This is a genomic window from Pseudomonas sp. FEMGT703P (genome assembly GCF_002786345.1).
Lineage (GTDB): Bacteria > Pseudomonadota > Gammaproteobacteria > Pseudomonadales > Pseudomonadaceae > Aquipseudomonas > Aquipseudomonas peli.
This window is the reverse complement of record NZ_PGCM01000003.1, coordinates 170108-192491: the sequence shown is the minus strand read 5'-3', so window position 1 is coordinate 192491 and position 22384 is coordinate 170108. Positions and strand designations below refer to the sequence as shown.

Annotated in this window: 17 protein-coding genes; 10 read left to right on the top strand and 7 right to left on the bottom strand. The window is 60.4% G+C overall.

Going from position 1 to position 22384, the window contains the following annotated elements:
• Positions 1-184: 184 nt before the first annotated feature.
• On the bottom strand, positions 185-1543 hold the full coding sequence (locus CUR33_RS01755) for a DUF3999 domain-containing protein (RefSeq protein ID WP_289238499.1): 1359 nt from the start codon (positions 1541-1543) through the stop codon (positions 185-187).
• Entirely contained in the window at positions 1540-5097 is a 3558-nt protein-coding gene (locus tag CUR33_RS01750) for a DUF2339 domain-containing protein (RefSeq protein ID WP_289238498.1), read from the bottom strand. Before CUR33_RS01750 ends, CUR33_RS01755 begins: the two co-directional genes overlap by 4 nt.
• A 245-nt stretch (positions 5098-5342) precedes the next feature.
• Between CUR33_RS01750 and CUR33_RS01745 the strand changes: the two genes are divergently transcribed.
• The 5 genes from CUR33_RS01745 (at position 5343) to CUR33_RS01725 (ending at position 9573) form a co-directional block, all read left to right on the top strand.
• On the top strand, positions 5343-5738 hold the full coding sequence (locus tag CUR33_RS01745; RefSeq protein ID WP_090254835.1) for a YkgJ family cysteine cluster protein: 396 nt from the start codon (positions 5343-5345) through the stop codon (positions 5736-5738).
• A 45-nt stretch (positions 5739-5783) separates the two neighbouring features.
• Positions 5784-6605 carry a helix-turn-helix domain-containing protein gene (locus tag CUR33_RS01740; RefSeq protein ID WP_289238497.1) on the top strand — a complete coding sequence of 274 codons (822 nt, stop codon included), beginning with the start codon at positions 5784-5786 and terminating at the stop codon, positions 6603-6605.
• 53 nt (positions 6606-6658) lie between these two features.
• Positions 6659-8065: an NAD(P)/FAD-dependent oxidoreductase gene (locus CUR33_RS01735; RefSeq protein WP_289238496.1), complete on the top strand. Its 1407-nt coding sequence runs from the start codon at positions 6659-6661 to the stop codon at positions 8063-8065.
• 11 nt (positions 8066-8076) lie between these two features.
• Entirely contained in the window at positions 8077-8418 is a 342-nt protein-coding gene (locus CUR33_RS01730; protein ID WP_160089725.1) for a cupin domain-containing protein, read from the top strand.
• Positions 8419-8496: 78 nt separating this feature from the next.
• Positions 8497-9573: a polyamine ABC transporter substrate-binding protein gene (locus CUR33_RS01725; RefSeq protein ID WP_289238495.1), complete on the top strand. Its 1077-nt coding sequence runs from the start codon at positions 8497-8499 to the stop codon at positions 9571-9573.
• A 69-nt stretch (positions 9574-9642) separates the two neighbouring features.
• Here the strand turns inward: CUR33_RS01725 and cptA are convergent, their stop codons facing one another.
• The 5 genes from cptA to thiI all read right to left on the bottom strand — a co-directional run bounded on the left by cptA (position 9643) and on the right by thiI (position 16536).
• Positions 9643-11400, bottom strand: a complete 1758-nt coding sequence (gene cptA / locus CUR33_RS01720) for a phosphoethanolamine transferase CptA (protein WP_289238494.1) — start codon at positions 11398-11400, stop codon at positions 9643-9645.
• A gap of 196 nt (positions 11401-11596) precedes the next feature.
• Complete coding sequence (locus CUR33_RS01715; protein WP_282874273.1) at positions 11597-12343, bottom strand: hypothetical protein; 747 nt, start codon at positions 12341-12343, stop codon at positions 11597-11599.
• Between the two features lie 152 nt (positions 12344-12495).
• Entirely contained in the window at positions 12496-12777 is a 282-nt protein-coding gene (locus CUR33_RS01710) for a hypothetical protein (RefSeq protein ID WP_289238493.1), read from the bottom strand.
• A 327-nt stretch (positions 12778-13104) separates the two neighbouring features.
• Positions 13105-14925: a translational GTPase TypA gene (gene typA, locus CUR33_RS01705; protein WP_090254824.1), complete on the bottom strand. Its 1821-nt coding sequence runs from the start codon at positions 14923-14925 to the stop codon at positions 13105-13107.
• A gap of 156 nt (positions 14926-15081) precedes the next feature.
• Complete coding sequence (gene thiI / locus CUR33_RS01700) at positions 15082-16536, bottom strand: tRNA uracil 4-sulfurtransferase ThiI (protein ID WP_090254822.1); 1455 nt, start codon at positions 16534-16536, stop codon at positions 15082-15084.
• 326 nt (positions 16537-16862) lie between these two features.
• On the opposite strand from thiI, the gene glnA reads away from it, so the two are divergent.
• The 5 genes from glnA (at position 16863) to ntrC (ending at position 22360) form a co-directional block, all read left to right on the top strand.
• The gene (gene glnA, locus CUR33_RS01695; RefSeq protein ID WP_090254820.1) at positions 16863-18269 is read left to right on the top strand and encodes a glutamate--ammonia ligase; all 1407 of its coding nucleotides are present in this window, start codon (positions 16863-16865) and stop codon (positions 18267-18269) included.
• Positions 18270-18443: 174 nt separating this feature from the next.
• Entirely contained in the window at positions 18444-19016 is a 573-nt protein-coding gene (locus CUR33_RS01690; RefSeq protein WP_167146540.1) for a DUF4124 domain-containing protein, read from the top strand.
• Positions 19017-19019: 3 nt separating this feature from the next.
• Complete coding sequence (locus tag CUR33_RS01685) at positions 19020-19637, top strand: DUF4124 domain-containing protein (protein WP_289238492.1); 618 nt, start codon at positions 19020-19022, stop codon at positions 19635-19637.
• Positions 19638-19847: 210 nt separating this feature from the next.
• Positions 19848-20930, top strand: coding sequence for a nitrogen regulation protein NR(II) (glnL, locus tag CUR33_RS01680; RefSeq protein WP_169852826.1), 1083 nt, complete (start codon positions 19848-19850; stop codon positions 20928-20930).
• Positions 20927-22360 carry a nitrogen regulation protein NR(I) gene (ntrC, locus tag CUR33_RS01675; RefSeq protein WP_090254813.1) on the top strand — a complete coding sequence of 478 codons (1434 nt, stop codon included), beginning with the start codon at positions 20927-20929 and terminating at the stop codon, positions 22358-22360. Before glnL ends, ntrC begins: the two co-directional genes overlap by 4 nt.
• Positions 22361-22384 lie beyond the last annotated feature (24 nt).

The following is a 22384-nucleotide window of genomic DNA, read 5'->3' as shown; positions in this document are numbered from 1 at the left end:
TCTGCCGAAAGAAGCAGCTGTGCGAATCGGTCAGAGCGACCGCGAAAACGCAAAGGCGCGCCCACAAGACGGGGCAAAGTCGAGATACGCAAGGGCCTTCCTGACCTCAAACGCTAATCAATTTAAGGTGCCAACCATACTGCAAAAATCGTTAGCCAGCTGGCCTTTATTTCACCAACAGTCGCTATTCAGCGCTCGGCCGGCGCAACAGGCTGACCGCCATGAGCGCCAACAAGCCCACCCCAATTAGCAGCACCAGCCACAAACCCCAGCGTTTCCAGTCACTCTCACCCGCTGCGGCCTGCTCTTGCTGCACCAGACTCTCGGCCTGCAACTGCGCCTCAGCTATACCCAGCTGTTGCAGGCGCTGTGGCTCATAACCCGGAATCAGAGTGGTCAGCGGCAAAGCCGCCGACTGCGCTCCCGCTCGCCCCAACGCCAGCCGATAAGGCGGGCTGCCACGCTGGAGGAACACCAGCTGGGTGGCGCGCACAGCCACCTTGATCTGTGGCGGCTCGACGCCCAAACCGCCGCCCCTCTCATCTACCTGTAAACGCAGCTGCTGTAACGGCCAGCCCGGCAAGGGCAATTCGTCCTGACGGATTTCCGCACCATTTTCCGGCAACCGGTACAGCAGGCCCTGCGCCAGTGATTGCCAAGCGCCCTTGGCTTCATGGCGACCGCTGACGCGAATCGGTGCCAGGCTATTGGCCTGACTGAGCTCGACATGTAGACGCTCCAGGGGCAAGGCCAAGGGCAACTGCCACTGGTATTCGCCATCCGGGCTGCGCGTTGCTGCCAGCGGCTGTGACCACACCAGCGGCGCGGGCACGCTGTCACTGCGCTGACTGAGCAGACTCGCGGCCGTCAGCTGCGGCGCCTGTTGCGGGCTTTGCCAGAGCAGACGCACATAGCGCGCCTTAAGCCCTGGCAGCTCGACCTGGCGCTGCTCGACACGCTCACCATCAAAAGACAGGCGCGCCAACTGGCCACTGCCCCAGGACTGCCAGTCTTGCAGGTCATCACTGGCCTCGATGCTGAGGCGCTGAAAACCGTCCTGGGCGCCGCTCCAATCCAGCTGCAAGCGCACCAGCGGCTCGTCCATTGCGCTGGCATCCAGCAGCCAGCCGCGCAGCAGAGCCGGCTTGGCGGCTGCATCTGGCTCATCAAGCAGTTCGATCAAGGTACCGCTGGTACTGCGCTGTACCCGCAAGCTTGGCGAGGCCGCGCTGTCGCCCTGTTCGGCGTAAAGCGGAAACCACTTCACCGCCTGCTCCTGCTGGCTGTCGCGCGACTCGCCCTGCCCTGCCACCAGGGCGTAAGCCAGCGCCTGACCTTCGGCGTTAAACACCCGCAGGTCACGCAAATCGCCATAGCGCGCAGCAAAATGCAGTGCCATCGGCACATCCAGGCGATACCAGGGGCCTTCACCACTGAGGCTCAGCGGTAATTGCACGGCATAGTCGCCTGGCTGCTCTTGCGCCAGGGCTGGCGCGCTACACAGCAGGCTGAGCAACATAGTGCTGATTAAACGACTGATCATGCTGGCTCCTGCGGCTGATCCGCATCCGCTTTGCGTGCTGGCAAGGGCGCAAAATAGCCCACCACCAACAGCAATACACCCACCCCGATAAACGACACGATACGCTCCAGGCCACCGCGATTACCCAGCTCGACGAAGAACAGCTTGGCCACCACCAGGGCGATTAGCGCCGCACCGATCAGCCACAGCTCGCGACGCCCAAGGCGATTGCCGAGGACCATCAACGGCAGCGCGATCAGTGTCCAGACAATCGACAGCCCCGCCTGCACCAGCATCGAATCAAGCAGCGCATCCAGTTGATAAGGCACGCCACCCCAATGATGTGCGGTGCGCATCACCATGGCAGTCAGCAACGCGAACAGCGAGGCGCCCGCCACGCCCTGAGTCAGCCACTGACTGCGCAGACTCTCGACACCCGGCTCGGCCAGGCCCAGGCGCGCCCAGGCGAATACCGCGCCAAGGGCAAACAGCAAACCCAGTTCCAGCGGGTTGAGCAGCGGCAGATAGGCGAGCGGTTCAGCCTCCCCAGCGCTGACGACATTGGCCAGCCAGAACCAGCCGAGCATCAGCAGCGCCAGCGGCGCCGCCGCCAACACACGGTATTCGCGCGGATAAGCGGCCACCGGCCAAGGCCAGCGACGCGGCAGCGCCATCAGCCAGAGGTAGGCACTCGGCAGCAGCGCCCAGCCCAGCCAACGCCAGGCGTTGTAATGCTCCGACAGCGCCAGCAGCAGGTAACGCAACTCCAGCGCCAACACGCCCAGCAGCAACCAGCAGCCAAGCACATGGGCAGCGCTCAGCGCCCCCGCCGGCAACTGTGGGGCCAGACGCCGCAGCGCCCAGAAGTGCACGGCAAACAGCAGCGCCCAGGCCAGCCAGCCGAACTGCGCAGCCGGGTGATAGTGCAGGTGCCAGGCATGCAGCAGCACCCCGCCGGCCAGCGGTGTCAGCAGGCAGCACAGCAGCGCCAGTTCGGCCCAGCGCGTGCGCGGCGCGAGAAATGCCGCCAGGGCGACGCTGGCTGCCAGCACCGCCAGCAAAGCACTGGCCTGCCATTCCGGCGCAACAAAGCGCAGCACTTCGCTGCTCAGCGCCACTGCCCACCAGGCCGCACCCCATACCAGCAGCAACTGCGCCAGGCCCAGCAAGCTGAAATTACCCAGCGCACTGGGTGCTTCGCGACGCGCCAGTTGCTGCAAACGCCAGGCGCCAACCAACGCAGCGACACCGAGCACCAGCGGCGTCCAGAAATCCATATGCGCCAGTGGGCGAATGCCCTCGGCCGATAGCTGGCCGAACAGCAGCGGGCTGACTGCAAGGAACACCAGTCCCGCCAGCACCTGCAACAGCAGACCGAAGATAAAGCTGGCGCGCTGCTGCAGATGCAGACTGAGCCAGATAATCAGCAGCCCGCTGCCGCCCCACACCGCGCTCGCCGTGGCCCAGGGTAGGACGAACAGCACCGCCAGATTGAGGAACACCAGCCCGACCAGCAGCACCACGGACAGCCCGCGCAGCAGACGACGGTCGTTACCCACCTGCGGATCACGCGCGGACAGCAGCATGCCGGCGATCAGCCCGAATCCGATCAAGGATGAGGTCAACAAGCCCTGCCAACCAGCAGAGAAGCCGCCCATGCCGGTGGCCGCATTGCCGGCCATGTCCAGCATAAACACCACACCACCTAGCAATTGCACGGCAAAGGCGCTGAACAGAAAGCTGCGCGCCTGAATACGCAGGCCCAGCCACAGCGTCAGCAGACCGGCCAGGGCCCAGCTGATCGCCGTGCCCTGGGCGGCAAACAGCAGCGGCGCAAGCAGATAGAGAAACGCCAGCCCGGCGCAGGCCAGTACCGGCAATCCGCGCACCTCCCAGCTGCTGGCGTGCTGCGTGTTTTGGCTCAGCTGCCAGTAGCTGAACAGCAAAGCCACGCCGAGCATCAACGCACCCAGCGGCGCACCGTCCAGCAGCGTCAGTTCACCGGCACGTAAGCCGATGACAAACGCCAACGCCGCGCCAAACTGCAGAAGCAGGGCGAATGCCCGTGCCAGTCTGCGTTGCTGGCGCAGGCCGAGCCAGAAGATGCCCGCGCCTTCCACCGCCCAGGCGGCCGAAGTCCAGCGCGCATCCAGGCCCAAGGGAATCGCCAAACTGCCGAATACCACGCCCAACGCGAGGCAGGTTTCCACCAGCAACACGGCACGATCACCGGTGCGACCGACCAGCAGCCGCGCCAGCACTAAATAGAAAAGCCCCAGCGCCAACGCACTGAACGCTGCGGCAAACTCGATGTGCTGCACCAGGGCGAACTGCAGGCCAAAACCCACCAGCGGCGGACCGAACAGTACGGTGGCGTCGATGTAGTCGCCTTTGCGTGCGGCCCAGCGCAACAGTTCATCGCGATCTTCGGGCGCATCCAGGGCTTCACGCAGCTTGCGCCGGGCAAACAGCAGGCCGATGGCCACATACATCAGGAAGAACAGAATCAGGAACGGCTCGGTGCTCCACAACAGCTCTGGCTTATAGGAGCGGATGCCCCAGGCGAAGCCGATGCCGAAGGTGCCGACAAAACCGATCAGGTTGAGCAGCCGCCAAGCCTTGAACCAGGCAATGGCAAAGATCCCGGCATTGAGCAGGGCGAAATAACTGAACAGCGCCACATGGTTGCCACTGCCCGTGCTGGTCAGGATCGGCGCGGCGAAACCGCCCAGAGCCGCTGCAGCCGCCAGGCCCAGGGCATTCTGCTTGACCGCCAGAATCGCCGAGAACACCGTCACCAGCACCAGCAGACCCAGCGCCATGCCGGGGTCGAGCAACGGATGCAGGCGCATCGCGGCAAACACCGTCAGATACAGCACCGCGATCCCGGTGCCTTGCAGCATCAGGGCATAGTTCGGGTTACGCAGACGCAACCACCAACCGAGGCCGAGTAAGGCCACCGCACTGGCGGCGACACTGGCGTAGCGCAATTCCACCGGCACCACCACTCCTTCGGTGGCGTAGCGCAGCAGGAAGGCCAGACCGAGAAACAACAGCATCACACCGACGCGCAGCACCGTATTGCCGCCCAGCAGCCAGTCCTTCGCCGCAGTAAAGCCTCGCTCCAGCAGCGTTGGCTGACGCGGTTCGGCAGGTTTCCATGGCTTAGCGGGAGGCGGCTTGATCGGCGCGGCGGCGGGTTCGGCCGCAGCCTGCATAGGCGCGACAGGCTCAGGAGCAGGCTCGGGCAAGACAAAATCCAGGGTCCAGTCCAGTTCAGGCTGGGCCGCATGGGCAGCGGCTATAGGCTCCGGTGCAGGCTCGGCAACAGGGGCTGGTGTGGCGCCCTGCTCCAACTTGAGCAAACGCTCATATAGCGCCGCAGTGCCCTGCTCGAAGCGCAGGGAAAAGGCCTTGAGCTGCGCCGTCAGCGCGGCATTCTCGCGCTCCAGCCCATGCAGCTTGAGCGCCTGACCAAGGCCCAGACCAATCAGGGCACCCAGCAGCGAGGCTGTCAGCGTCTCATCCGCCAAGGCCCCGAGCACCAAGCCCACCAGCATGAAGATCCATTGCATGCAGCGCGTTCCTATATCAGCTAAACCCGAACATCCTGTTGCCCGGCACCCGGCGCACACTGCGCAGCAGTATAGGAGCCCGACCGGTGCATACCCAGAGAGACGAATGCCGCACGCATCACAGCACAACAAGAAACTCGGGGCGACGCTGCCGCACAAACGATGACCAGCCGGCAGATAGTCATTCACAAACGCCGCCAGGCCGCTATCATCGCGCGCCGAACCACTGATGCATGCCTGCCCCGATGAAAAACAACCTGATTGCCGCCGCCGAACTCGACCGCCTGGAAACCTGGGCCAAATACACCGCTGATATGTGCCACAGCTGCATGTCCAGCTGCTGCACGCTGCCGGTCGAAGCGCGCCTGAATGACCTGATTCGCATCGGCGTGGTCGATGAGTTCGAACGCAGCGAGCCGCTGAAGAACATCGCCAAGCGCCTGCAGAAAGACGGCATCGTCGAACGCTTCCATCAGAAGTCGGGCATCTTCACCCTGACTCGCATGAGCAATAACGACTGCTACTACCTGGACCGTAAAACTCGCCTGTGCACCATCTACGAAAAGCGTCCGGACACCTGCCGCAACCACCCGAAGATCGGCCCACGTCCCGGCTACTGCGCCTACAAGCCGAAGAGCTAAGCAACAGCATTGAGCTGCCGCGACGCCTCGGGCAAGCTGGCAGGCATGCATAAAGCCGACTTCCCCGATGACGTCCAACAGACCGAGCGCACCCGCGCCACGGTGATGCGCTATCACTTCAGCTGGAAAGACCGCGACCTCGACGCGGTGATGGCGCTGTATCACCCGGAGATCCAGTACCACGACTTCTTCCAGCAGCGCTGCATGGGCTTTGCCGAGCTGCGCGAGTACGTGCGCAACAACCTGCCGCGCCAGACCGGTGAAGCCCTGGAACACACCGACCGCATCCGCATCGACGGCCACACCGCGTTTATCCAGTACCGCATCAGCCTGCACGGCAGTGGCGGCCTGCTGGCGTTTCGCACCGGCGAGGCGATTACCGTGCGTGACGGGCTGATCTGGCGCATCCATGAATACGCCACGCTGATGCGCGAAGAGCGCGAGCTATCCGCGGCCAGTGATTCCCGCCCGGCCCTTAGCCGCCTCGGCCTCAGTGCCCGCCAGCTAGGGCTATTGGCGCAGGACCTGGAAGACTACATGCAGCGCGCCCAGGCTTACCTCGACCCGCAGCTCAGCCTGCCGCAGGTGGCCGCCGCCACCGGCTACAGCCGCAACCAGATCTCCCACCTGCTCAACCAGGTGCTCGGCCAGAGCTTCTACCGCTACATCAACCACAAGCGCTTGCAGCACCTGCTCGCCAGCCTGGACGCCGGCAACGACCTGCTGCGCATCGATGAGCTGGCCTTCGCCGCTGGGTTCAATTCGCTCTCAGCGTTCTACAGTTGCTTCCGCCGGCACACCGGCTTGTCGCCCAAGGCCTACCTCAAACAAATTTCCTTGCGGGCACGCACACAAGACAAGCCCTGATCGACCTCCTAGTCTCTGCGCATCGCATAGTGATTGACTGCCGGAGATCGACGATGAGCCCATGGCGCTCCCTCAGCCTGTGGATGGATCAGCTGACCGAACCGCTGACCGCCCGCCCCGCGCTGACCGAAGACGTGCACGCCGATGTGGCCATCATCGGCGCCGGCTACACCGGCCTGTGGACCGCCTATTACCTCAAGCGCCAGGCGCCACACCTGCGCATCGTCATCCTCGAAGGCGAGATTGCCGGCTTCGGCGCTTCCGGGCGCAACGGCGGCTGGCTGATGGGCAACCTGCTCGGCCAGGACAACCTGCTCGCCGACCAACCCAGCGCCGCGCGCCAAAGTGCCTATGCGCTGCTGCATGGCATTCCTGATGAAGTCGCCAGTGTGCTGCAGGACGAGCAGATTGCCTGCGATTACCGTAAGGCCGGCGTACTGTATTGTGCAGCGCGCTACCCGGAGCAGCTGACCAGCCTGCGTCAACACCTGGCAGAATTGCGTGCCCTGGGCCTGGACGAAACCGACTACCGCTGGCTGACGCCCTTCGACCTGGGCAAGCAGCTGCAGCTGGCCAACGCCTTTGGCGCCATCTACACCCCGCACTGCGCCACCGTTCAACCCGCCAAGCTGGTACGCGGCCTGGCGCGCTGCGTGGCCGCCATGGGCGTCGAGCTGTATGAACAGAGCCGGGTAACCGACTGGCAAACCGGCCTGGTGCGCACCACCACTGGCAGCGTGCGCGCTGACTGGATCGTCCCAGCCGTGGAAGGTTACGCCGCCAGCCTGCCGCCGCTAGGCAACCATCAGCTGCCGGTACAGAGCCTGCTGGTGGCCACCGAGCCTCTGCCCAAGGAAGTTTGGGCCGACATCGGCCTGGAGCGCGGTCAGGCCTTCAGCGAGAACAGCCGCCAGGTGACCTACGGCCAGCGCAGCGCCGACGACCGTTTGGTATTCGGCGCCCGCGGCGGTTACCGCTTTGGCGGCCGCCTGCGCACAGATTTCAACCTCAGTGAGGACGAGCGCGACCTGCGCCGCTACCTGTTTGGCGAACTGTTCCCGCAACTCAAGCAGGTGCGCATCACCCACGCCTGGGGCGGCAACCTGGGCATGGCGCGGCGCTTTCGCCCGCACATGTTGGTGGACCGCAGCAACGGCATCGCCTTGTCCGGCGGTTACGGCGGCGAAGGCGTGGGCGCGAGCAACCTCGGCGGTCGCACCCTGGCGGACTTGATTCTCGACCAGCAAAGCGAGCTGACCCGCCAGCCTTGGGTACTCGGCGACCAGCCGATCAACCGCCTGCCGCGCTGGGAACCGGAACCCCTGCGCTGGCTCGGCTACAACGCGATCATCCAGAGCTTTGTGCATGAGGACCGCGTACTGGCCAACCCAGACAGCGCGCCCTGGCGGCGCCAGCTGGCCAGCAGCCTGGCCGGCACCATGGAAAAATTCATGCGTTAACGGAGAGTTTCATGAGCATCGAACACTTCAAAAACACCGCCCACCTGCCCCTGAGCGATGCCACGCCGGTGGCCGTGCCGCTCGGCGAGCCGGTGGCGATCACCAGCAGCCAGGGCATCGAGCATGCGGACGGCGTCGCAGCCGGTATCTGGGAATGCACACCCGGGCGCTGGCGCCGGCAGATCGCCCAGCAGGAGTTTTGCCACTTTATCGCTGGGCGCTGCACCTTCACCCCGGATGGCGGCGAGCCCATGCAGATCCAAGCTGGCGACGCCCTGTTGCTGCCCGCCAACACCTTCGGCGTGTGGGACATCACGGAAACCGTGCGCAAGAGCTTCGTTCTGCTCAAGTAACCCGGCCCAGCGCAGGCCCTGTTCCACCCTATTCAACTGCCGCTTCGACAACACCGATAAAAACGATGAGGTATTCCCATGCTGAAAAAACTGCTTCCCCTGCTGCTGCTCAGCAGCATCAGCCAGGCCGCGGAAACCGTGCGCATCTACAACTGGACGGACTACATCGCCCCCGACACCCTCAAGCAATTCGAGCAAAGCAGCGGCATCAGCAGCCACTACGATGTGTACGACAGCAATGAAACCCTCGACGCCAAACTGATGGCAGGGCGCTCGGGCTATGACGTGGTGTTCCCGTCCAACCACTACATGGCCCGGCAGATTCAGGGCGGCGCGCTGAAGAAACTCGACAAGAGCCGCCTGCCCGGCTGGAACAATCTCAACCCGATCCTGATGAAGGCCCTGGAAACCAACGACCCTGGTAACCAGTACGGCTTTCCCTACCTGTGGGGCAGCACCGGCATCGGCTACAACGTGGCCAAGGTGCGTGAAGTGCTCGGCGAGGACGTGCCGCTCGACTCCTGGGACCTGATCTTCAAGCCCGAATACCTGGCCAAGCTCAACCAGTGCGGTGTAGCGATTCTCGACAACGGCCCGGAGCTGTTGCCCATCGCCCTGCATTACCTGGGGCTGCCACACCACAGCCAGAACCTTGAGGACTACAAAAAGGCCGAAGCACTGCTGCTGGAGATGCGCAAGAACGTGCGCTACTTCCACTCCTCCAAGTACGTCGGCGACCTGGCCAATGGCGACATTTGCATGGCCGTGGGCTTCTCTGGCGACATCATGCAAGCCGGCAACCGCGCCGCCGAAGCGAACAACGGCATCCGCATCAACTACGTGATCCCCAAGGAAGGCACGCCGATCTGGTTCGACATGGTCACCATGCCCGCCGACAGTAATAACGAGCAGGCCGCCTACGCCTTTATGAACTACCTGCTGCAGCCCCAGGTCATCGCACAGATCACCAATCACGTGCAGTACGCCAACGGCAACAGCGCTGCCGACAGCCTGGTTGACCCCAAGCTGAAAGCCGATGCCACCGTTTACCCACCGCAAGAGGCGATGAACAACCTCTACGCTCTGGAAGCCATGCCGCTGAAGATTGACCGTGTGCGCACGCGCATCTGGAGCAAGGTGAAAAGCGGGATTTAACCGAGGGCAGCGTAACGAGCCCATAAAAAGCCCCCGCCAGCCAGGCTGACGGGGGCTTTTTCATGCGTCTTACAGCTCGGCGGCAGGCTGCTCCCGCTCACGTTGAGCCAGTTCAGTCACATCGACCTTGGGCTTGATCAGGCTGAAATCGATCAGGCTCTTCGGCTGCTCGGGATTGCCAATCAGCAGCGGTAACGGCCTGAACGCATCACTCACCAGGCTTTTATGCGGCTCATACATATCAAACCGCAGGCCCGCCAGATCCGCCCATGTGTGGATAAAGTGCGCCGAACTGTAGGGCCGTGACAGCGCCGTGGTGAAATACCGGGGTTGCTGCGCTCGCCACTGGGGCGAGTTCCAGAGAATAAACGGCACGGTGTACATCGGGCTGGTCGGCGCGGCCTCGTTACGCCCCAACACATCGGCCTTGGGCGCATCGAACACCGCCTCGCCATGGTCCGCCAGGTACAGCAGAAAGCCATTCGGTTCCTGCCCAGCCAGGCGCTTGATCAGGCTGGCCACTACATGGTCGTTGTACAACACCGCGTTGTCGTAACTGTTATAGGTCGGCAGTTGATCATCCGTGACATGCGCCGGCACGCCCGTACGGTCATTGAAACGCGCGAACTCCGGCGGATAGCGGTACTGGTAGCTCATGTGTGTGCCCAGCAGGTGCACCACCACAAACTTGCGCGGGGCCGGGTCGGTCAGCACCTTGGCAAAGGGTTCCAGTACATCCCCGTCGTACTGGCGGGCGTTCTGCTCACGGTTATTGTTCAGGTAAACCTGCTCATCCGCCTGCTTGGAAAAAGTCGTGAGCATGGTGTTGCGCTTGGTCATGGTCTGCTGGTTGGTGATCCAGTAAGTTTTGTAACCCGCCTGCTTCATCAGGTTGAGCACCGAGGGCGTGGTCAGGTAGCGCTCCGGGTGCTCCTGATCGGCAAAGGTCAGCACCTGCTGCAAGGCCTCGATGGTATAAGGCCGTGGCGTGACCACGTTATCGAATACCTGCAACTGGTCACGTAGCGCATCAAGCTCCGGGGTGGTCTCACGCGGGTAGCCATATAGGCTCATGCGCTGGCGATTGGTCGACTCGCCAATCACCAATACCAAGGTGGTCGGCTGCCCCGCATGGGCGTCCTGTAAGTTGCTTAAGGGCGCAATGCTGGCGTTCTCCGCTAGCAAGACCTGCATATTGGCCAGCTGCTCACGGTAATTTTTGTAGCCCACCGCCAACTGCCACGGCGTAGCCGTTTCAATGCGTTGGGCAAAATTGTCGAAGCCTGCATGCCAGCTGTCGTGCTTACTGAACTGACGCAACGCCGGGTAACCCAGCGACACAAACAACGCCAAAGCCGCTGCGAACACTGCGCCCGGGCGCGATAAATACACCGGCCGCACCTGGCGCCACAGCCACCACCCGCCCAGACCGTAAGCGGAAAATGCCAATAGCATCCACCAGGAGAAGTACTGAATCAGGTATTCGCGGCTCTCATTCATGTTCGACTCGAACATGATGAAAATTACGCTCTGGGAGAACTCCTGCCCGTAAATCAGAAAGTAACCAAAGCTGCCCAGCGAACACAGCCATAGCACCGCCCCAATCACCGCAGCCAGCTGACGCGAGCGCGCCGGCCACAGCAGCAACGGCACCAGCCACAAGGCACTGGCCAGTAACGCCTGACGAAAGCCAGAAAACCCCGCCGTACCGGTCAGCTGAATCAACAACTGGGTCACGCCGGAGAAATACCAGAAAAACACAAACGCCCAACCCAAGCCGGCCCAATCGACCCGCTGGCGCGCCGCTCCTGTCAACACTGCAGACATAGCAACCTCATGGCAGCCCAATAGTGGTGCCTGTTATGCCAGACAGACTGTGAAAAACTCGTCAAACCTTGCGCGCAAACTCAACACACGTCCAGTAGACCATCCGAAAACAAAAAGCCCCCGCAGGCTCGCGCCGGCGGGGGCTTTTTAAAGTTAAACCTAAGTTATGCATTCAACATATAAATATCACACAACATTAGCGCTGCTTCTGGGATCTCTTCTCTCGTACACGGTCACGTCGCTGCTTATTCCATAAACTTGCTCGACGTAGCCAAAACCGCATACGCCATTTAGGCCGTTTCTCTACAGCCTCAACAATTCGCTGTACATCTTGAGGAAAGTCAATATCGTCCGTTTCATCGTGTATCTCAATAAATAGCTGACTTTCAACCCTGTGCTTATCAACAGGAAAGCCAGCCATCAACCGATAAAGCGCCCAAAAACTTTGTTGCCCAGTACGCCCGTAGTTATCCACACACACATGAAGCATTTCAGATAAATAATCTTTATCGTCCCATGCCACTCTTAAGGCGAACAACTCACCATAATTTTTAAAGGTAAATGCACTCCGCCCAGCGCGACCAAAAAAATGGGTGCCCGGCGTATGCAGCAAACGCTGAAACGCTGCATCTGAGTAATACACGTCACTGTAAAGCACTACCAGATCGCCACCTTTCCATTCATCCAGAACGCTCAATACGCTATGCGCCTTTGTGGCAAAAGACTCTGGCACTAACTTTATAACAGGCAGCGAATCATACAAGCCATTTATAGCCAGCAGATGAATATCACACTTGAAATACAGCCTACACAATCGCAAAGTACGATGAATAAGCGCCTCACCCATAACTTCAATAAATTGCTTCGGGCATTTCATAAAACTGGCCCAACGCTCCTGCTTTACCCCATTCTCAGCCGCTAAAACAAAAACCGTTAACTGCACACTAACCGCCCAAAAATTAAATTATACAAATAGAAAATCACGCTTTCGTAATACGCATTGGTAATGAGAAGCGCGAAGTTACATAACTGCGACAGCGATGAGCGCTGTTCTTAAACGCCTAATTCAGCTAACAGACATTCTGGAATTAGCCGCTAAAGGGCTTGAGAAACATGATCTACCAGCGAAAAAACGTTCACTATCAGAAACAGCTTATGTAACTGCTCGTCAAGACTGTATTGCTGCGCTTGCAGCAGACGCTCGCGGATAAGGTCGCGATCACCTGGCGTTTGTGCCAGTGATACAGCGGGAACGAGGGAAAACATCAGCCAAACGGCTAAAAAACGGCCGGGAGCCATCTTTAACGTCGCATAGCGACGGCCTGAAGAGTGGCCGCCAGGAATGGCAGGCCATAAAGGTCTAATACGAAGTGCCATGCCTTCAGTCCTTTGAATAGCGGAACAACAGAAGCAAAAATGCGGCGCGCATTAAAACACATGGCGACTTGCCATCACCCAGAAAACGCGTGACCTAACTCACAGAACCGGCCGCTCATCCTGAACTACTGACCACCGGTTACTGTCGCTGCGGCGCCTTACACAAGGCGCCCACGATTTAGAAGCAGCAAGACCAAACACCAAGCTTACCGATCGTTGAGAGCATTACCGGGGTTACCCAATAGGTGGTCAGCCGCCCCGACGGCCCAACAAAAAGCCCCCGCAGGCTCGCGCCGGCGGGGGCTTTTCAGTTAGCTAGAACTGTTATCAGTTCTTGGCTTTCTTGGCAGCGCGGGTGCGCTCGCCTTCGTCGAGGATCTTCTTACGCAGACGGATCGACTTCGGCGTGACTTCGCACAGTTCGTCGTCCTGGATGAATTCCAGAGCCTGCTCCAGGGTGAAGCGGACCGGTGGAACCAGGGCGATGGTTTCGTCTTTGCCGGAAGCACGCATGTTGTCGAGCTTCTTGCCTTTGGTTGGGTTTACGCCCATGTCGTTGTCACGGCTGTTCAGACCAACGATCTGACCGTTGTAGATTTCCTGGCCGTGCTCAACGAACAGCTTGCCGCGCGCCTGCAGGGTTTCCAGGGAGTAGGTCAGCGCCTTACCGGTTTCTACCGATACCAGAACACCGTTCTGACGACCGGACATGTCACCGGACTTCATGGTGTCGTAGCGATCGAAGATCGAGGTCAGGATGCCAGCACCGTTGGTCAGGGTCAGGAACTGGTTACGGAAACCGATCAGACCGCGAGCAGGGATGTTGTATTCCAGACGTACACGGCCTTTGCCATCCGGCACCATGTTGGTCAGGTCACCCTTACGCAGGCCCATCTCTTCCATGACCTTGCCCTGGGATTCTTCCGGGGTGTCGATGGTGACGTTTTCGAACGGTTCCTGCTTAACGCCATCCACAACGCGGATGATCACTTCTGGACGACCTACACCCATTTCGAAGCCTTCGCGACGCATGGTTTCGATCAGTACCGAGAGGTGCAGCTCACCACGGCCGGAGACTTTGAACTTGTCAGCGCTGTCGCCTTCTTCAACACGCAGGGCCACGTTGTACAGCAGCTCTTTGTCCAGACGTTCTTTGATGTTGCGGCTGGTAACGAACTTGCCTTCTTTACCGCAGAACGGCGAATCGTTGACCTGGAAGGTCATGGATACGGTCGGCTCGTCGACGGTCAGCGGGGTCATCGCTTCGACATGGTTGATGTCGCACAGGGTGTCGGAGATGAACAGCGAGTCCATGCCGCTGACGCAGACGATGTCGCCGGCGGTGGCTTCTTCTACGTCGATGCGGTGCAGGCCGTGGTGACCCATCAGCTTGAGGATACGACCGTTACGCTTCTTGCCGTCGGCGTCGATGGCGATGACCGGGGTGTTCGGCTTGACGCGACCGCGGGCGATACGGCCAACGCCGATGATGCCGAGGAAGCTGTTGTAGTCCAGTGCGGAGATTTGCATCTGGAACGGACCGTCAACGTCAACAGCCGGGGACGGCACGTTGTCGACGATGGACTGGTACAGCGGGGTCATGTCTTCAGCCATGTCGGTGTGATCCAGACCGGCGATGCCGTTCAGGGCCGAGGCGTAGACGACTTTGAAGTCCAGCTGCTCTTCGGTCGCACCGAGGTTGTCGAACAGGTCGAATATCTGGTCCAGAACCCAATCCGGACGCGCGCCTGGACGGTCAACCTTGTTAATTACCACGATTGGACGCAGGCCGGCTTCGAAGGCCTTCTTGGTCACGAAGCGGGTTTGCGGCATCGGGCCGTCTTGGGCGTCAACCAGCAGCAGCACGGAGTCAACCATCGACATTACGCGCTCAACTTCACCGCCGAAGTCGGCGTGGCCGGGGGTATCGACGATGTTGATGTGGTAGCCGTTCCAGTTGATCGCGGTGTTCTTGGCGAGAATGGTAATGCCGCGCTCTTTTTCCTGGTCGTTGCTGTCCATCACGCGCTCGTCGTTGAGCTCGTTACGCTCAAGGGTGCCGGACTGGCGCAGGAGTTTGTCTACCAGGGTGGTCTTACCATGGTCAACGTGGGCAATGATGGCGATGTTGCGTAGATTTTCGATCACGTGTGTATCTCGATCAGAGGATTCGGTGTGCCGCTTAGTCTAGGCGGCGAGTATTAACTAATTGCGATTTCTGCCAGGCGGCGCGAGCGTGTTAATCACGCCGCCTGTAGGTCGGGAGGGCGATGGCGGATGCTGCCGCCATTCAACCCGGGCGTTTTATGCCGGACGATAAACGCGCACATTGGCATGCCCCTCACTCAGCAGATGGTGGGCGTGCAAACGACTCATCACACCTTTATCGCAATACAACAGGTACTGACGCGCCTCATCCAGCGCCTTGAACGAACTGTTCAGGGCGTAGAACGGCAGCGCCATGACCTCGACGCCAGGCAGGGCGAGTGGCTCGTCCTCGGCAGCATCGGGGTGACGAATATCAATGATTACGTGGTTGGCCAGCGCTTCGCTGACCTCCTCGATCTGCACGTCCTTGCCCAACTCGTCGATCACTTTGTCGATCGGCAGCAAGGTCGCGCGTTCCAGGGCGCGCTCGAGAATGGCCATGTCGAACTGGCTCTCTTCATGCTCGATGCGCAGCTTCTTAGCCCGGGTGGTCGGGTTGACCGAGATAACCCCGCAATATTCCGGCATATGTTTGGCGAACTCAGCTGTGCCAATGCGCGTGGCGGTGTCGATGATGTCTTGCTTATGGCTGGCCAGCAGCGGGCGCAGCACCAGCATGTCGGTGGCCGAGTCGATCACTGCAAGGTTCGGCAGGGTCTGGCTCGATACCTGGGAGATCGCCTCGCCGGTGACCAGCGCATCAATCTGCAGGCGCTCGGCCATGCGCGTGGAGGCGCGCAGCATCATGCGTTTGAGGATGACCCCCATCTGGCTGTTGTCGACCTTACCGAGAATCTCGCCCAGCACTTCCTCAAACGGCACGCTGATAAACAGGACGCGCTGCGAGCTGCCGAACTTCTGCCACAGGTAATGCGCCACTTCCATAACGCCCAGCTCGTGGGCGCGGCCGCCTAGATTAAAGAAGCAGAAGTGGGTGACCAGGCCGCGGCGCATCATCTGGTAGGCGGCAACGGTGGAGTCGAAGCCACCGCTCATCAGCACCAGGGTCTGCTCCAGCGAGCCCAGCGGGTAACCTCCCAGACCTTCGTGCTGGTGATGAATAACGAAGAGGCGCTGGTCGCGAATCTCCATGCGCACCACCACGTCCGGGTCTTTCAGCGAAATGCCGGCCGCGCCGCACTGTTGGCGCAACTGGCTGCCAACATAGCGCTCGACATCCATGGAGCTGAAACTGTGCTTACCCGCACGCTTGCAGCGCACGGAGAAGATTTTACCTGGCAGCTGATCGGCGAAGTGCCGCTTGCACTTTTCCAGCACGTCATCGAAGTCACCCAACGGGTATTCGTCGACCTGCAGAAAATGGGTAATGCCCGGCGTGCAGCTTAAACGCTCAATCATCGCCTGCAGGGTTTTCGGTTCACTGATCTGGGTTTCGACTTCCAGGTTGTCCCACACACCGCTGACCTGCAGCTGGGGATCGAACTCACGCAAAACCGAACGAATGTTCTTCGCCAGCTGCCGGATAAAGTGCTTACGCACCGGCCGGCTTTTGATGGTGATTTCTGGGAAGACTTTAACAATCAGTTTCATGAAAACAGGGGGTGCCGAGGCCGCGAAAAAACAGGGGCGCGGATTATAGCGGAAATTGCTCACGCTTTGATCAAAAATCCTCACTCGCGCAAAACACGCACCATTAATGTGCGCACAACAAATATAGCGACCCATAACGGTGCAAATATTTATCAGGCAGCGCCGCGCAACCCCCGCCAGCCCTGAGTTTCAGGGCTCACACCCATTCCTGTGCACTGGCATGCAATTTGCTCCCTTGTGAGGCAGGATGCCCTGGCGGAGTATGCCGCGGCCGTACCGTACTATTGAGGGCTCACGATTCGAGCCTTATCCACCTGGAGGACAGCATGTCGAAGTCGATTCAACTTATTAAAGAACACGACGTGAAGTGGGTTGACCTGCGCTTCACCGACACCAAGGGCAAACAGCACCACGTGACCATGCCGGCACGCGATGCGCTGGACGACGAATTCTTCGAAGTCGGCAAAATGTTCGACGGCTCCTCCATCCACGGCTGGAAAGGCATCGAAGCCTCCGACATGATCCTGCTGCCGGTTGACGAAACCGCCGTACTGGATCCGTTCACCGAAGAACCAACCCTGATCATCGTGTGCGACATCATCGAGCCAAGCACCATGCAGGGCTACGACCGTGACCCACGCTCGATCGCCAAGCGCGCTGAAGAGTTCCTGAAAACCACCGGCATCGGCGACACCGTATTCGTCGGCCCAGAGCCTGAGTTCTTCATCTTCGACGAAGTGAAGTTCAAGTCCGACATCTCCGGCTCCATGTTCAAGATCTACTCCGAACAAGGCTCGTGGAACACCGACGCTGACATCGAAGGCGGCAACAAGGGCCATCGCCCAGCCGTTAAAGGTGGCTACTTCCCAGTTCCGCCGTGCGACCACGACCACGAAATCCGTACTGCCATGTGTAATGCCATGGAAGAAATGGGCCTGGTCATCGAAGTTCACCACCACGAAGTGGCGACTGCCGGCCAGAACGAAATCGGTGTGAAGTTCAACACCCTGGTGGCCAAGGCTGACGAAGTTCAGACTCTGAAGTACTGCGTACACAACGTGGCCGATGCCTACGGCAAAACCGCGACCTTCATGCCGAAGCCACTGTACGGTGACAACGGTTCGGGTATGCACGTACACATGTCCATCTCCAAAGATGGCAAGAACACCTTCTCCGGCGAAGGCTATGCCGGCCTGTCCGATACCGCTCTGTACTTCATCGGCGGCATCATCAAGCACGGTAAGGCCCTTAACGGCTTCACCAACCCGTCGACCAACTCCTACAAGCGTCTGGTCCCAGGTTTCGAAGCTCCGGTAATGCTGGCTTACTCGGCGCGTAACCGTTCGGCTTCGATCCGTATCCCATACGTTTCCAGCCCGAAAGCTCGCCGTATCGAAGCACGCTTCCCGGATCCGGCTGCCAACCCATACCTGGCCTTCGCTGCACTGCTGATGGCCGGTATCGACGGTATCCAGAACAAGATCCACCCTGGCGATGCTGCCGACAAGAACCTCTACGACCTGCCGCCAGAGGAAGGCAAGCTGATCCCACAAGTGTGCGGCAGCCTGAAAGAAGCCCTGGAAGAGCTGGACAAGGGCCGTGCGTTCCTGACCAAAGGCGGCGTGTTCTCCGACGACTTCATCGATGCCTACATCGAGCTGAAGTCCGAAGAAGAAATCAAAGTACGTACCTTCGTACACCCGCTGGAATACGACCTGTACTACAGCGTCTAAGCCCGCACGCAATACAAAAGGCCACCTTCGGGTGGCCTTTTTGCATTTAACGGTACGTCCACACCACCGTTTAATCTAATGATTGCTGCACTGGTACACGCCCAGCCATCAACATGCTTGCCAGCGCGCGCTACCAGTGCAAGGCTTAGGGCACCTTACTAGGGAGAGTCCGGTATGCGCCCTCTACTTATTTGCCTGCTACTGGGCCTGGCATTGCCGGCCAGTGCGCAGATCTACAAATACACCGATGCCAGTGGCAATACGGTATTCACCGACCAGCCGCCCGAAGGCCAGGCGACACAGAATGTCGAGCTGCCGAAAACCAACAGCGTGTCGATGCCCGTCCCAAGCCAGCCCACCACAACCACCACAGACCCTGTCGACAAAGCTGCGCCTTACAGCACCCTGCAGCTGACCGGCATCCCGGATGACGAGGCCATGCGTGCGAACAATGGCACCTTCAGCGTGGGCGTAGACATCCAGCCACGCCTGGCCAGCAACCATCGCCTGCGCCTGCTGCTCGACGGCAAGCCACACGGTCAACCGAGTAACGTACCGCGCCTGCAAATCAGCAATGCCGACCGTGGCGAGCACAGCCTGGCTGTGGAAGTGCTCAGTGGCGAGCAATCGATCCAGCAGAGCGCCACCGCCACCTTTACCGTGCAGCGGGTCAACACCAGCAGCCCAGCGCTGCGTCCGCCGCCACCCAAACCTACGCCCAAGCCCACACCCAAACCGGCCCCTTGATCCATGCGCAATCTGCTGTTTTGCAGCCTGATGCTGCTCGCTCTACCTGCCTTCGCGCAGGTGTACACCTATATAGATGCCGAAGGTAATCGCGTCTTCACCGACAAACCGCGGTCCGGCGATGCCGAGCGTGTCGAACTGGCGCCCAGCAACTCGATGCCGACCACCCAGACGCAAACCGCGCCAGTTATTGAAGCACCACCAGAACCCAGCCAGCGCTACAGCCTGCTGCGTATTCTGGTGCCGCAGCCTGACGCGACCATCCGCGACAGCGCCGGCAACCTGATTGTCAGCGTCAACAGCGAACCGAAACTCTTCCCGCAGCATAGCTATCGACTGCTGCTGAATGGCACTCAGGTCGGCGAAGCAGGCAGCAGCCCGGTCTTCCCGCTCGAGAACATCGACCGCGGCACGCACCAGTTGGCGGTGGAAATCATCGACCCGCAGGGTCGCATCATCGAACGCACCCCCACTCAGCCGTTCCACATGCTGCGCATCTCCCTGGCGCAGAAGCGCATGGTGACACCCTGCAAGAAGGCCGATTACGGAGTGCGCCCGGAGTGCCCGCTCAAGGACAAACCGCCGGAAAAGAAAGACATTCCCCTCGTCCCGTTTATCTAATCTTGCGATACGCACCAAATCAGTGCGCATATTACCTATCGTTTCTATACTCTCCCTGTTTTGGGTCGCCGCGCGCGACCCGGCTGCGCTGAAAAGCAGCTAATTCCCGGCATCCCACGGCCAAACACGCTTCTTTTCGGGGCTTTGGTTTGCTTCTTGCATTTTCCAGCTGCATTGCTGGAACCCAAGGGTCTGCTGACATCCCATATGATCATCAACGACGCACTGCACCGCCTGCTGCTGGACAACCTGACCACTGCCACGCTGTTGCTCAACGACGACCTACGCCTTGAGTACATGAATCCGGCGGCGGAGATGCTCCTGGCCGTCAGTGGTCAGCGCAGTCACGGACAATTCATCAGCGAGCTGTTTACCGAATCCAGCGAAGCGCTGAGCGCCCTGCGCCAGGCCGTTCAGCACGCACACCCCTTCAACAAGCGTGAAGCGGTGGTGACTTCGGTCAGCGGCCAAACCCTGACCGTCGACTACGCCGTGACACCGGTGCTCAGCAAAGGCGAAACCCTGCTGCTGCTGGAAGTGCACCCACGCGACCGCCTGCTGCGCATCACCAAAGAAGAAGCGCAGCTGTCCAAGCAGGAAACCACCAAATTGCTGGTGCGCGGCCTGGCCCATGAGATCAAAAACCCGTTGGGTGGCATTCGCGGCGCGGCGCAATTACTGGCGCGCGAACTGCCCGAAGAAAGCCTCAAGGATTACACCAATGTGATCATCGAGGAGGCCGACCGCCTGCGTAACCTGGTCGACCGCATGCTCGGTTCGAACAAGCTGCCGTCCTTGGCGATGACCAACGTGCACGAAGTGCTAGAGCGCGTCGGCAGCTTGGTGGAAGCGGAAAGCCAGGGCAGCATCATTTTGGTGCGCGATTACGACCCGAGCATTCCTGATGTGCTGATCGACCGCGAACAGATGATCCAAGCGGTGCTGAATATCGTGCGCAACGCCATGCAGGCGCTGTCCGGGCAGAGCGATCTGCGTCTGGGCCGCATCACCCTGCGCACCCGCGCGCTGCGCCAGTTCACCATCGGTCATTGTCGCCACCGCCTGGTGACCAAGATCGAAATCATCGACAACGGCCCCGGCATCCCGCCAGAGCTGCAAGAAACCATCTTCTACCCCATGGTCAGTGGCCGGGCCGACGGCACCGGCCTGGGCCTGGCCATTACCCAGAACATAATCAGTCAGCACCAAGGCCTGATCGAGTGCGAGAGCCATCCGGGTCATACCGTGTTCTCGATCTTCCTGCCGCTGGAACAAGGAGTATCACCGTCATGAGTCGCAGTGAAACCGTCTGGATTGTCGATGACGACCGCTCCATCCGCTGGGTCCTGGAAAAGGCCCTGCAACAGGAAGGCATGACCACCCAGAGCTTCGACAGCGCCGATGGCGTGCTCAGCCGCCTGAGCCGTCAGCAACCCGATGTGATCATTTCCGATATCCGCATGCCGGGGGCCAGCGGCCTTGATCTGCTGGCGCGCATCCGCGAGCTTTACCCGCGCCTGCCGGTGATCATCATGACCGCCCATTCCGACCTGGACAGTGCGGTGGCGTCCTACCAGGGCGGCGCGTTCGAATACCTGCCCAAGCCGTTTGACGTCGATGAGGCCGTGTCGCTGGTCAAGCGCGCCAATATGCATGCGCAGGAGCAGCAGAGCCTGGCTGTGCCGGTCGAGCAGCCACGTACGCCGGAGATCATTGGCGAAGCACCGGCCATGCAGGAGGTGTTCCGCGCCATCGGCCGTCTTTCGCACTCGAATATCACCGTACTGATCAACGGTGAGTCCGGCACCGGCAAGGAGCTGGTCGCCCACGCCCTGCATCGCCACAGCCCAAGGGCTGCCTCGCCGTTTATCGCGTTGAACATGGCCGCGATTCCGAAAGACCTGATGGAGTCCGAGCTGTTCGGCCATGAAAAAGGCGCCTTTACCGGCGCGGCCAACCAGCGCCGTGGGCGTTTCGAGCAGGCTGACGGTGGCACACTGTTTCTCGATGAAATTGGCGATATGCCAGCCGACACCCAGACCCGTCTGCTGCGCGTGCTGGCCGACGGTGAGTTTTACCGAGTTGGTGGCCACACCCCGGTAAAAGTGGACGTGCGCATCATCGCCGCCACCCACCAGAATCTGGAAAGCCTGGTGCAGGCCGGCAAGTTCCGCGAAGACCTGTTCCACCGCCTCAACGTTATCCGCATCCATATTCCACGGCTGTCGGATCGCCGCGAAGACATCCCGACGTTGGCCCGGCACTTCCTGAGCCGCGCAGCGCTGGAGCTGGCAGTCGAACCCAAGCTGCTGAAAAGCGAAACCGAAGACTACCTGCAGCAGCTGCCGTGGCCGGGCAACGTGCGCCAGCTGGAGAACACCTGCCGCTGGATCACCGTCATGGCCTCGGGCCGTGAGGTGCATGTCGACGACCTGCCGCCCGAATTGCTTAGCCAGCCGCAGGAAAGCGCGCCGGTCAGCAACTGGGAACAGGCGCTGCGCCAGTGGGCCGATCAGGCCCTGGGCCGTGGTCAGTCCAGCCTGCTGGATACCGCCGTACCAGCGTTCGAGCGGATCATGATCGAGACCGCGCTCAAGCACACCGCCGGCCGCCGCCGCGACGCCGCCGTGCTGCTGGGCTGGGGCCGCAATACCCTGACGCGCAAGATCAAGGAACTGGGCATGAACGTCGAAAGCGCGGATGACGAAGACAGCGACGACTGAGGCCTCGCGGCTAACTCGATCCAA

What these genes read in the sequence shown, in the direction of transcription:
- CUR33_RS01755 (WP_289238499.1), bottom strand. Translation starts at nt 1,543, where the DNA reads ATGATCAGTCGTTTAATCAGCACTATGTTGCTCAGCCTGCTGTGTAGC.
- CUR33_RS01750 (WP_289238498.1), bottom strand. Translation starts at nt 5,097, where the DNA reads ATGCAATGGATCTTCATGCTGGTGGGCTTGGTGCTCGGGGCCTTGGCG.
- CUR33_RS01745 (WP_090254835.1), top strand. Translation starts at nt 5,343, where the DNA reads ATGAAAAACAACCTGATTGCCGCCGCCGAACTCGACCGCCTGGAAACC.
- CUR33_RS01740 (WP_289238497.1), top strand. Translation starts at nt 5,784, where the DNA reads ATGCATAAAGCCGACTTCCCCGATGACGTCCAACAGACCGAGCGCACC.
- CUR33_RS01735 (WP_289238496.1), top strand. Translation starts at nt 6,659, where the DNA reads ATGAGCCCATGGCGCTCCCTCAGCCTGTGGATGGATCAGCTGACCGAA.
- CUR33_RS01730 (WP_160089725.1), top strand. Translation starts at nt 8,077, where the DNA reads ATGAGCATCGAACACTTCAAAAACACCGCCCACCTGCCCCTGAGCGAT.
- CUR33_RS01725 (WP_289238495.1), top strand. Translation starts at nt 8,497, where the DNA reads ATGCTGAAAAAACTGCTTCCCCTGCTGCTGCTCAGCAGCATCAGCCAG.
- cptA (WP_289238494.1), bottom strand. Translation starts at nt 11,400, where the DNA reads ATGTCTGCAGTGTTGACAGGAGCGGCGCGCCAGCGGGTCGATTGGGCC.
- CUR33_RS01710 (WP_289238493.1), bottom strand. Translation starts at nt 12,777, where the DNA reads ATGGCACTTCGTATTAGACCTTTATGGCCTGCCATTCCTGGCGGCCAC.
- thiI (WP_090254822.1), bottom strand. Translation starts at nt 16,536, where the DNA reads ATGAAACTGATTGTTAAAGTCTTCCCAGAAATCACCATCAAAAGCCGG.
- glnA (WP_090254820.1), top strand. Translation starts at nt 16,863, where the DNA reads ATGTCGAAGTCGATTCAACTTATTAAAGAACACGACGTGAAGTGGGTT.
- CUR33_RS01690 (WP_167146540.1), top strand. Translation starts at nt 18,444, where the DNA reads ATGCGCCCTCTACTTATTTGCCTGCTACTGGGCCTGGCATTGCCGGCC.
- CUR33_RS01685 (WP_289238492.1), top strand. Translation starts at nt 19,020, where the DNA reads ATGCGCAATCTGCTGTTTTGCAGCCTGATGCTGCTCGCTCTACCTGCC.
- ntrC (WP_090254813.1), top strand. Translation starts at nt 20,927, where the DNA reads ATGAGTCGCAGTGAAACCGTCTGGATTGTCGATGACGACCGCTCCATC.